The sequence below is a fragment of the Hydrobacter penzbergensis genome (genome assembly GCF_900106985.1).
GTDB lineage: Bacteria > Bacteroidota > Bacteroidia > Chitinophagales > Chitinophagaceae > Sediminibacterium > Sediminibacterium magnilacihabitans.
On sequence record NZ_FNNO01000003.1, the window covers coordinates 259,372 to 270,964 of the forward strand.

The 11,593-nt window shown below is 45.4% G+C and carries 8 protein-coding genes; all 8 read right to left on the reverse strand.

The features are described from left to right. Position 1: 1 nt before the first annotated feature. The 8 genes from BLU98_RS05665 to BLU98_RS05700 all read right to left on the reverse strand — a co-directional run bounded on the left by BLU98_RS05665 (position 2) and on the right by BLU98_RS05700 (position 11,493). Positions 2-1,291 (reverse strand): multiheme c-type cytochrome, encoded by a 1,290-nt coding sequence (locus tag BLU98_RS05665; RefSeq protein WP_092722890.1) that lies wholly within the window; start codon positions 1,289-1,291, stop codon positions 2-4. 18 nt (positions 1,292-1,309) lie between these two features. After that, positions 1,310-2,179 (reverse strand): LamG-like jellyroll fold domain-containing protein, encoded by an 870-nt coding sequence (locus tag BLU98_RS05670; RefSeq protein WP_257574731.1) that lies wholly within the window; start codon positions 2,177-2,179, stop codon positions 1,310-1,312. 32 nt (positions 2,180-2,211) lie between these two features. Further along, on the reverse strand, positions 2,212-3,792 hold the full coding sequence (locus BLU98_RS05675) for a RagB/SusD family nutrient uptake outer membrane protein (protein WP_092722894.1): 1,581 nt from the start codon (positions 3,790-3,792) through the stop codon (positions 2,212-2,214). Positions 3,793-3,822: 30 nt separating this feature from the next. Next, entirely contained in the window at positions 3,823-7,239 is a 3,417-nt protein-coding gene (locus tag BLU98_RS05680; RefSeq protein ID WP_092722896.1) for a TonB-dependent receptor, read from the reverse strand. Between the two features lie 169 nt (positions 7,240-7,408). Continuing rightward, the gene (locus BLU98_RS05685; protein WP_092722898.1) at positions 7,409-8,542 is read right to left on the reverse strand and encodes a FecR family protein; all 1,134 of its coding nucleotides are present in this window, start codon (positions 8,540-8,542) and stop codon (positions 7,409-7,411) included. A gap of 64 nt (positions 8,543-8,606) precedes the next feature. Next, entirely contained in the window at positions 8,607-9,197 is a 591-nt protein-coding gene (locus BLU98_RS05690) for an RNA polymerase sigma-70 factor (protein WP_092722900.1), read from the reverse strand. A gap of 53 nt (positions 9,198-9,250) precedes the next feature. After that, a complete protein-coding gene (locus BLU98_RS05695) occupies positions 9,251-10,705 on the reverse strand; it encodes an alpha-L-fucosidase (RefSeq protein WP_092722902.1) in 1,455 nt (484 codons plus the stop codon). A 248-nt stretch (positions 10,706-10,953) separates the two neighbouring features. Then, on the reverse strand, positions 10,954-11,493 hold the full coding sequence (locus BLU98_RS05700) for a hypothetical protein (protein WP_092722904.1): 540 nt from the start codon (positions 11,491-11,493) through the stop codon (positions 10,954-10,956). Positions 11,494-11,593: the final 100 nt, after the last annotated feature.

Genomic DNA, 11,593 nt, shown 5'->3' on the forward strand with positions numbered 1-11,593 from the left:
ATCATAGTTTTTTAAAATGATTGGTTTCTTCAGGATACACAGTAATAAAATGAGTATGCATCTTGATGGCAGTGGGCGTAGTGGCCCCTTCCAGCAATACAGCGATGCTCCTGGAAGTTTGTTTCGGCATATGGCAACTGATACAATCCTGTTTGATACCTGTTACCACCTGGTGATTGATTTTACTGAAATGCTCATGTACCGTACTATGACAACTCATACAACGCTGGGAAAAAACCACGGTCTGTCCTTTTTCGTTGGCATGCGCATCATGACAGGTATTGCAGGTAAGGGTATTACTCATGGTAAAACACTTACTCTGTTTCAGCAAGCCATATTGATTACCGTGCACATCAATGCCGGAAAGAGTTTGCATGCCGCTTGTATCCCAGGTAAAATACCTGGCCAGGCTGTCACCTGCTGTAAAGCTGAAAGAAGGTTGCGTTTTCTGCAACCTGCCCCCATGGCACAATGCGCAAAGATCAAGCAACTGCCGGCGGTTAAACTTTGCAGGATTGATGATGAACCTGGCTTCTTTGGCTTCAGGATGTTTTGTTTGAAAGGCAACGTGTTCCGCGGCAGGACCGTGGCATTTCTCGCAACTGATACCATAGATCATTTTATTGGCATCGAAACTTTCCCCTTTTGCGTCGGGCGTTGAAACCACCTGGCTGAAGGTTGTATGGCATTCCATGCAACGCGATGTAATGGGCCGGTTGAATGCAGGTTGATAAGGATAGCCCGGACTGTTGCACCATTGGTCATTGGCGGTAAAATAGGTGATCGGTAATTGAACCAGCCTGTCGTTTACCCACGAGAGATAAGATTGACCTTTGGTGGCAGAGCCGATTACGATATCGAACCGGCGGCGTTTTTTTTCAACGCCGTTCACATAAGCCACCTGGTAATATTTTCCATCCGTATTTTTTTCCATGGCAACGACGGTACCGTTACTAAAATCAAAACTATTGCGCCCGCTCTCAAAACTGCCCTTTATGTTTTTTTCAGAAGCGATTCCCGAGGTAAGATAATGTGCGCTGTGCAGGTGTTTTTCGTATGCGTTTTTATGACAACCTGTGCAGGAAGCAGAACCGGCAAAGGCTGTAAACCCGGGTGGACGGGCGGTTTGTGCTGCGTGATTATCCTTGTCAACACACCGGGCCAGTAAAAAAATACCCAGCGTGATCGATGAAATCATCAACAACGATCTTTTACCCTGTATGTTGTTTTTTAAACCCATACACAAGCTAATGTAAGAGGGCTGCACAGAGATGGCAGCCCTCTTTTTCATATAACCTTTCTAAAACGATTACAATTTACTGTTGTACAAAGCCTGCACTTCCGATGCACTGAGGGCTTTGCCATATAGCCTGAACTGGTCAAGACCACCCTGCCAGGATTGTATCCAGTCGTCTGTAGGAGCGCCATTACCTAAGTTAGCATGTTTGTTCCATCCGCCCAGTACAAATCCGTAAATATTAGCAAAGCTGAGGGCGCCACGGGGAGTGCCATTGTTGGTGACATTGGTTTGCGATGGCTTCAGGTTAGTCAGTGGCTTACCATCTACATAGTAGCTCAACATAGACGTGCTCTGGTCGTACACAAACACAACATGATGCCAATCGCCATTCAGCAGGTTACCAGGCATCCTTCCGTTGGATGGTGTAAACTCGAACCATTGGTCCTGTACTGCCAGTTTCACAACGGCATCGGTTGATGTAGAGCCGGCGCCCTGGTGATCAACCAATGCAAACAATGCACTCTGGTGCCAATAATCCTTGGAAGCCAGGGAAAACAAAAACTGTGGGCTTCCTACCGGCACCGAGTTCTTTTCCCAGAAGGCAATGGTAAAGCTGGTGGCCTTGGAAAAATCATTGGCCGACGCATAAGAGATGGCTTTCTGACTTACTCCCTGCACTGCTTTACCGGAAACACCGGGAATGGAAGTAAACGGGTTTACGGAAGGGAAATTGGCCCGGATACTGTCTACAGCATTCATCAGGGGATCAGGCGTCGTTCCATCGAAAGCCGTATAAAATTTCAACGGCCCTCCCGGAGGATTGGCATCCTTGGGATAATCGCCCAATGCAGGCCGATCGAGTTTCTGACAACCTCCGATGGCAATGCCTAATGCCAGTAAGCAAGCAATGCGATTGAATAATTTATATCTGAGATGCATAATGATGAGTTTTATCAATGAACGAAATGGAATTACCATTCGGGGTTTTGTTTTAACACGCCTCCCGACAAATCGATGGCTTTCTGCGGTATGGGATAGAACCGGCAACGGTTGGTATAGCCCAATGGACCAAGCGTACTCAATGCATCATTCCAACGCACCAGGTCGTAAAAACGATAGCCTTCCATCGCAAATTCAAACCTTCTTTCATTCTTGATGGCCGTGCGCATTTGCGCCTGGCTCACAAAAGGTACAACAGGAACAATGGTTCGCGCGGGTCCGAGATTACCACTCGCCCGGTTCCTGATCTTTTCCAGATTCGCCGCAGCAGTGGCACCGTCGCCCGATTCATTGGCTGCTTCAGCCAGCATCAGGATCACATCTGCATACCGCAGTATGCGGTGGTTGATCCAGGGAGCTTGTCCGTTGTTATTGATGAAACCCGTAAACTGTCGCATGGCAGGATCTGAATACACTTTTTTATTCCAGTATTTCCGTGCAATACCTCCATTGGCTTCCAGTGCATCATAAGGCGGCAGTGTGGCACCATACCCTCCCTGGTCAGGTCCGCCATCGTATTGTCCGGAATACAGGATGGTAGCAGGTTTGCGGGGATCTGTGCTGTCCCACGCGTCAATCAGATTCTGTGTAGGTGTGTTCCATCCCCATCCAAGGTTCCATTCCAGTCCGGCTCCACCCTGACGAACATTCTGACAAGTACCCCAGAATGTACCATTGTCTGCCGCACTATTGCTTTGTGCATTCTGTCCGTCGTTGGCCTGCATTTCCCAGATCGATTCTGGGCCGTTCTTACCAGCTCCGTTCAATCCATCCTTCCAGATGTCTGTGAACTTGGATGTTAATGAATATACACCGGAAGAGATCACTTCATTACAAGTGGAGATCACTTTGGCCCAGTTCTGCCGGAACAAATAGGTTTGCGCCCATAAAGTATTGGCGGCTCCCCTAGTGAGCCTGCCCGGATAATTTCCGTAAGCGGCACTGGTCAATGGCAAATACTTAACAGCCACTGTCAGATTCGAATCAATGAAAGCATAGATGGCCGATGCCGGCGACTTCGGCCTGATGGCATCGGAAGGTTTGCTTACCAGGTAATTGATCAATGGCACATCACCATAGGTCTTTACCAGTTCAAAATAAGCGTATGCACGGAAAAAGCAAGCCTCTCCTACGTTACGCAAAGACGCATCGTCTGTCACATTCTGGCTTTTCGCTGTGTACAGGGCTTTATTGGCCTGGTTGATCATAGTATAGTGATCGTTCCAGTAAGTATTGGGAGCCCAGTCGTCTTTCGAATAGTTGAAATGATCGAATTCTGAAACCACTTCTGCACCATCTGTAAGGCTGCTGCCTTTTTCTGCATCGTCGTCACGGATGCTGTGAAAGTCGAGCCATGGCAACGTAGAAAAACCTGCGGAAGTGCGTAAAGTAAAATACATGCCATATACCTGGCTTTCCAATGTACCCTGGTGTAAATCATCCAGCGTAGCTGTGAGTGGTTTTCGGTCGAGAAACTTTGTACATCCTGCCATTATCATCATGATGGGGAGCACCAGCAGAGCGACCCATCCTTTCTTCATATATTTTTTCATACCTAAAGAATTAATGGTTTAATGAGTTGTTTAAAAACTAACATTGATACCAAACGTGGTTATCATCGGGATCGCGCCACCGGCATTGTCGTATCCGAATGCGGTGCCATCTCCACCAAATTCTGGTGTATAACCGGAGTTGTTTTTCCAAGTCTTCAGATTCTGCACGTTCACGAATGCGCGCAAATTCCTGGCGTGTATTTTTGAAATCACAGCCTGACCGAAGTTATACGCCAATTGGAGGTTCCTGATCCTGACATAACTTCCATCTTCAATACTATAGGTAGAACCCAGGTAATTGATACGGTTGGCCTGGCTTACGATGGGCACCCAGTTGGAAGTACCCGCTCCATGCCAGCGGTTGATCTTGTCGGCAGCGTAATTCACGCGCTGGAACGGCGATTCAAGCGCACCCCAGCCTCTCCATACCTGGTTACCATATACACCATTCACATCTACACTTAAGCTCAGTCCCTTGTAATTCAGTGTTACAGAGCCTCCATAAGTAAACTTGGGCGTAGGGTTACCGATCATGGTACGGTCATCGGTCGTTATCACTTTATCGCCATTCACATCCTGGTATTTGAAATCGCCGGGTCCGTAAGCTCCCAAAGCTGCTTGTACAGGCGATTTCAGCACATCTGCATAGCTCTGGAAAATGCCCGCTACACGGTAACCATAGAAATAAGCGATGGGTTTACCAGGTTCGGTCCTGCTCTCTGCAGCACCATTGTTATAAAAATTCCTGGAGAGTACGCCGGTAGGCAGATCAGGACTCAGGCTCAACACTTTGTTTTTCAGGAATGTGATGTTTCCACCCACATTCAATGAAAAATCACGGGAAAGATTTTGACTCCACATGGCCGAGAATTCTTCACCCCAGTTGCGCAAACTTCCTCCGTTCACCAGTTCATTTTTCAAACCCAGTGCAGACCTGTCCACATAAGTCATCAGGTCGTTGGTGGTTTTGTTGAAATAATTGAATTCAAAGTGTAAGCGGTTCTGAAAAGCGCTCAATTCCACGCCGATCTCCTGTGCAGATACGGTTTCCCATTTCAGGTTGGGATTGGGAATATATTCCGGATCAGCTGCTGTGTACACATTGGTGCCGAACACTGCATTGGCGCCACTGTTCAGGTTGGGATAGAAAGGATAGTTGAGCGGCGTACCATCCAGGCGTGATGCCGTCTGGTTGCCCAATACACCTACTGATCCCTTGAGCTTTACGAAATCGAAAATATGCTGGTTACGCATGAAGTCTTCCTTGGTCATTTCCCATCCGGCACCAACTGCCCAGAAATTCTGGTGACGATTAGCAGCCGGAAGCCTGGAAGAAGCATCATCCCTGAAAGAAGCGTTCAGGAAATATTTACCATTGTAATTGTACAAGGCCCTTGCCAGTAAAGAAACAGTACTGTATTCACTCTGGCTTGAAGTAGCCTGTGTAGTAGTAGGATCCTGGAAGCCGTTGGAAACATACCAGAAACGGGGATCATTGGGGATAGGCAGCGCAGTGGCAGCGGTACTTTGACTAACCTTACCAGTACGGTTGAAATTACCGAAGTAATAGGTAGTGAAACCACCGATGGCTGTTATATTATGCGCACCATAGTTCTTCTTGAAAGTAAGGATATGATCTTGTTGAAATTTGCGCCAGGTATTATCATCTTCCCGCACCTGTGTAACCTGGCTGTAGAGATAAGGCTGGTTGTTCACGGGATTGTAAGCCATGTACAGCGGTGTGTATTGCCTGCGGTTCACCGTGCTCACATCTGCATAGAAAGTAGAACGCAGTGTAAAGTATTTGAGAAAATTAATCTCACCATACATACTTCCCACATACCTGTATTCAATGTTCTTTGTTTTATCCCATTCATTTTCCAGTTGTACCAACGGGTTTACCACGCCTGCCGATTGCAAAGCAGTATTCAGACCTGAATAAAGTGCAGTGTTAATTGTATCCGTACCATACGGGTTCTTGATACGGAACTGTTTGGTATCAGCAGAAACCATCGGTACTACTTTGCGGGCTGCGTCAAGCACCCAGCCAGCATCGTATGGATTGTCCTGTCGTGTGGTATTCAGGTTCACTCCAACCTTGATGCCTTTGGTAACCTTGTATTCATCGCTGAAAGAAAGCAACATTTTCTCCAGCTTCTCATGTTTGATGATACCTTCATCACTCACATAACCCAGCCCCAGGTTGAACTTGTTCTTCTCTGTGCTTCCGGAGATACTTAAGTTATTTGTATTGAACTGGCCTACACGTGTAACCGCATCGATCCAGTCGGTATTGGCATTGAGCCCTGTATAATCGAATGGCGTAGTAATACCGTTGTTGGCGTTTTCTTCAGCAAACAATGTTTTGAAAGTAGCGGCATCGGCCATTTTGATCTTATCAACCAGTTTTTTGAAGCCATAGCTGGTATTGAAACTCACTACAGTCTGTCCAACCTTGGCTTTCTTGGTAGTGATAGCGATCACACCGGTAGCACCTTTCACACCGAAGATGGCCAGTGAAGAGGGGTCTTTCAGTATCTCGATGGATTCTATGTCATTGGGGTTGATATAATCGATGTTGTCGTTAAAAATGCCATCTACAACATAAAGCGGGTGTACCTGGCCAATACTCACAGTACCGCGAATACGGATATCGGGTTGTCCACCTGGCGTACCATTGTTCACCACGGAAAGACCAGCTACCTTACCTTGCAAAGAAGCCACCGGGTTGGTATTGGGACGATCCGCCACCTCTTTGCCTTCTACTTTAACGATACTTCCTGTCAGGTCTCTTTTATTGGCAGTACCATAACCGATCACCACTACCTGATCCATAATCTTCTCGCTTTGTTTCAAACTCACATTGATCTTTGACCGGCCATTCAATGGCATCTCTACTGTTTCATAACCTACATAGGAAATGATCAGTGTGGCATTGTCTGGCACGGTGAGAGAAAAACTACCCGATTCATCGGATTGTGTGCCCATGGAACTGCCCTTGATCTTGATGGAAGCGCCTGCCAAGGGTTCTCCTGTGGTAGTAGTGACTTTACCAGTTACTCTGGCTTGTATCACTTCTACATTGCGGTTAGTGATCACCACCAGGTTGTTTTCAAGAATCTTGTATGCCAATGGTTTGTCAGAAAAAAGTGCGTCCAGTATTTCGGTTACCGGCGCATTGACTGCATTAACGTCTACTTTGGCGCCAGCAGGAATAATTTCATCATTGTAAAGGAAACGGCATCCACTTTTCTTTTCAATCGCAGAAAGTGCTTTTCTAAACTCGACCGACTGCAATTGCAGCTTGATCCTTGTTTGAGAGAATACTTTAGCTGACACCTGCAGACAGCTAAAAAGCATCAGTGCAATCGTTAGTTTCATAAGCAAAAGCATCTTTAAAAAATCCTGCCTTCGGATGAAAAAAGGCAACAGATCGTTTTTTTTCATACTTTGGGAATTGTAAGGGTGTAAGAAAATGATAAATGACCCCGATAGGGGCAGCCAAGCATTTGTCTGTCTTCGCCTGCCGGGAAATGTTGCCGCATTTCCCGTTTTATTTTAAGTATTGTTATTCATGTTCATAGGCAGCGTTTTAGATGGTCAATAGTTGTTTCTGTTATTTTGAATAGATATTAATCTGTTTTTTATTGATCGTGTACCGGAAAGGTGTCGTCAACTGTAATGCTTTCAGTACCTGCTCAACGGTTTCGCTTTCAAAAGCGCCCGTAAATCTTTTCTTTTTGATGACTTCATCGTTAATGATGATAGACACATCGAACCATCGTTCGCATCGCAACGCCAGGTCTTCAAAGGGCAGGCTGTTGAAAATGAATTTATTCTCCATCCAGGAAGTTTCCACCACACTGTTGTCTTTGGGTTCATAAGTAAGGTGGCTGATGGCTACAAAAGGCTCCTGCCTGTTATCTTTGGCATGTAGCGGCAGCGGCATAGTGGCTTTGTTCTCCTGCTGCTCGTCGTCATTGGCAATGACCAGCTTTTCGTTAGGTTTCAGGATGATTTTACGCGCCGATTTGTTGCGGATGGTTACTTCAATGCTCCCGCGGATCAGGCTGGTTTCCGTATGTTTTTCTCCTGGATAAGACTTTACATTGAAAGCAGTACCAAGTACTTTGATGTCTATTTTCTCGGTATGGATCACAAAGGGATGAGCTGGGTTTTTCACCACGTCAAAAAAGGCTTCCCCGCTGAGCGACACTTCACGGAGGCCCGCGCCGTAGTTCTTGTCGTATTTCAATTTACTGCCGGCATTGAGCCATACCTGACTACCATCGGGTAAAGTTAGCTGGGTCTTGGACCCATATTTGGTGGATACCTCACTGGCAGCAACTGCCAGTGTTTTGGCAGGAGTAGCAGGCTTGGGTATAAACAGGAACCGGTAACCCAACACACCTGCTATCAGCATGGCTGCCACAGAAAGGCTGAACCATACTTGTTTTCTGTTCCGGTGAGGAGTGTTTTCTATAAAAGAGATCGGGAGTTCTTCTTCAAAGGGATAATCGATTCCCATCCTCTTCATGCGTTCCAGGTGCATTTCCCCGAAAGCGGTATGGGCATCTTCCTGTTGTGGCGGGGTATGGTGCCATAAATCGGCAACTGTTTGCATGGGATAATGCAAATCAGGGTGCAATCGCATCGTTTCTTCCAGCTCTTTCAGTTCGGTTTCGCTGGCTTCTCCCGATAGCTTTTTAGCAATCAACTCCCACAGGCGGTATTGTATTATAGACGACATAGCAATGGCTCCTTATTAAGGACACCAATAATGAGCCGTTACCCTTAAAAGAAAGTTATTTTTTTTATTGTGAGGAGCAGGGTCTGGTAGAAACTGTCTTCTGGATGTCAAAATTGACCACCGTACCAATCTTACGTAGGGCAATGGTCATTTGAGCTTCTACCGTTTTCACGGAAAGTTGCAGGATTTCGGCTACTTCCCGGTATTTGAGTTCATCTTCCTTGACCAGTTTGAAGATCAGGCGGCATCGGGCGGGCAACTGGTTGATGGCCTGCCTGATGCGCTGGATCATTTCAGCGGTGATCAGCAGTTGTTCCGGGTTAAAATAAATGCTTTTGAGCTCGGTAGCCATTTCGCCCAAGTCTTCAGTACGGTGCTTGTTTTGACGGGAACGGTAATTGAGCGCCGTATTCTTGGTAGCTATATAAAGGTACACCTTGAGGTTGGATACGGTTTCGAGCCGCCTGCGTTTCTCCCATATATGGATGAATACATCCGAAACCGCCTCTTCGGCCTGTTCTTTGGAAGAAAGGAAGGAGCGTGCAAAATGCAACAAAGGATTATAGAAGATCACAAACAATTCCCGGTAGGCTTGTTGGTCATCGTTACGGGCAATTCTCCCCTGCAGGTAATTGATTTTTGCAGCAGCAATCATTACTGCAATTTATCGATTATTGATTTTACCGGCAAAATTGAGTTTTGCTGCTGTTATTCATGCGCAGGCGTAAAAGCGAATACCAACGCCGGCAATTGTTCTCCTGTCTTTTTTACCGAAGCAGATATTTTTACGGTCGTCTGATCTCCTTCCTGTGTCCACGCCATCTTCTCTCCTGTTTGCAAGAGCCTGATCGAAGTCCCTTTTGCAGGTGCATTGCCATGCCATGTAACAGCAGATGGGAACGATTCATTTTCTTTCAGGCAAACCAGTGCATACCTGGTGTTGGTGGTATTGTTTTGGGTAAAATAAACAGCGCCATCATTGTAGTTGGGTGTGATCCGCGTATTGTAAATAGCATCTCCATTCACGCGCATCCATTGCCCAATTTCAGCCAAACGTTCTACGGCCATTGCCGGCAATGTGCCGTCGGGTTTGGGACCGATGCCCAGCAACAGGTTGCCTCCTTTCGCCACTACTTCAATGAGGGAGTGGATCACCTGTGCGGCGGATTTGAAACGGTCATTGGGAACATACCCCCAGTTATTGGCCAGCGTCATGCAACTTTCCCAGGGATGATCGAGTTGTTTTGCCGGGATGCGTTGCTCGGGAGTTTGGTAATTCTCATAAGGACCGTGTACGGTACGATCCACCACCAGCAATCCTGGCTGCGCTTGCCTTGCCATGGCTGCAATGCTTGGTATATCGATATCCTGGCTCCAGTCAGGTATAGGTGCCCCCCAGGAAAGCACTTCTTCATTTACTGTTTCCCGTGGCCTAACCCAGCCGCCATCCAGCCAGAGTATGTCGATACTTCCATAATGGTGCATCAACTCTCCGATCTGGTTATAAGTGTATTGTTTGAATTGATTCCAGCGCCAGGGGTTCTTTTTGATATCGTAATTGTTGTTGCGGTTGGGCGTGGCATATTTGGGCCACCAATAGTATTCCGAATGCCAGTCGGGCTTGGAAAAATAAGCGCCGATCATGAACCCTTGTTTACGGAATGCATCAAATACATATTTTGCTACATCGGCCTTCGGGTTGCCGGCAAACGGACCTTTCGCAATACTGAAATCAGATTGTTTGGTATCGAACATGGCAAAGCCGTCGTGGTGTTTGGTAGTGAACACCAGGTAACGCATGCCAGCCTCTTTTCCTGCACGGGCCCATGCATCCGGATCGAAATGCGCCGGGTTGAAATCTTTTTGCAATCCCCAATACCATTTTTTAAAATCATCATAACTCTTGGTGCTATCACGGTTGATCCAGTCCTCCGAACACAAAGCCCAGGATTCAATGATACCAGGCACTGCGTACAATCCCCAATGGATGATCATACCAAATTTTTGATCTTGCCATTTCTCCAATTTTTCCTTTACCAGTTTATCTGTGGGCCATTCGTATTGGGTTGATTGTGGATGTATGTTGCCCTGTGAATAAGCAGTAACCATTATCAGTTGAAAAATGAAAAAACTAGTAACATTCAATAATAAAGAACGATACATATTATATAAATATTTTATTTAAAAACTTACCAGAATACTCGACACAAACTGACCACATTTTTACTGGCGAATATACTGTGTAAATGGCTTCTTTGTGCATTGTACGACGCCTGCCGGGGCTTGTTAGATTGTCCAGTATTGACAAATTAAAAACCCTTCAAATTCAAAGATTGGAAGGGTTTTTAATTTGAATAATTTCGAATTATTGAAAACCTTGCAAACAGATTTATTTAGAATGAGGCAACCGTTTACAAACCGTTATTACAATATGCCACACAGCTTTTATATATAGTAGTACATTGGTTTTCGCTCAAACCAGGAACAGTATAAAAAACTGTATTAACAGTATAAGTGTACGTGGTAGAAGAAAGAATATTGTAACTACCATCAGATAAACTTACTATAGAAGTATTATATTGTGGGGTACTTGTTACAATATTGGTTACGCCAACATAAGGCTGCAAGCAAGCCTGGTAATCATAAACGCATTTCCAGCACTCTGGTCTTACCCCGTCAGCATAAAGTCGGTTTAAAGAATCAAGTTTAACAGGCTTCTTACTCAATTCTTCTAATTTACCTGTGTATTCAATTTCCTTATTTCTCAAGTCTTTAAAAAACTGTATTTGATCATTTTTAGAGATTTTTTTTATATCGTATTTTTCGATTAAGTACCTATATAAATCGATATAATGAGTGTAATCATTTGCATCTTTGAATCCAAACAAATTGGATACTATGTAAGTAAGTTCATCCACAGAAAGTTTAATTTTTTTCGACAATTCATTCATTCGATTATAATGTACCCTTAAAAAAGGGCAGGTAGTTAAGAATGAATTTTTCATCCTAAATTACCGAATATGACAAAGAAAACCAGGCGCAAGTTCAGCG